The sequence below is a fragment of the Saccharothrix lopnurensis genome (assembly GCF_042658445.1).
GTDB classification, from domain to species: Bacteria; Actinomycetota; Actinomycetes; order Mycobacteriales; family Pseudonocardiaceae; genus Actinosynnema; species Actinosynnema lopnurensis.
Genome location: NZ_JBHSQO010000121.1, coordinates 1 through 269, shown reverse-complemented (window position 1 = coordinate 269; position 269 = coordinate 1). Strand labels below are relative to the sequence as shown.

Sequence of the window (269 nt, the reverse complement as noted above, 5' to 3'; positions counted from 1 at the left end):
GTTCCGGTACTTAATCTGTCGGTGTTCAACGTCAGACGGGCACCGGCCTTCGCGTTTGAGCAGAGCAAGCGCGCGACCATAGGCGGGCGCTTTATCCGTGTTGATGAATCGCGGGATCTGCCACTTCTTCACGTTGTTGAGGATTTTACCCAGAAACCGGTATGCAGCTTTGCTGTTACGACGGGAGGAGAGATAAAAATCGACAGTGCGGCCCCGGCTGTCGACGGCCCGGTACAGATACGCCCAGCGGCCATTGACCTTCACGTAGG

At 56.9% G+C, this 269-nt stretch carries 1 protein-coding gene; it reads right to left on the bottom strand.

Features of this window, described 5'->3' with window-relative positions; all coding sequences use genetic code 11:
* The coding region (locus ACFP3R_RS37625) for a DDE-type integrase/transposase/recombinase (RefSeq protein WP_334649530.1) at window positions 1–269 on the bottom strand (269 nt) is incomplete at both ends.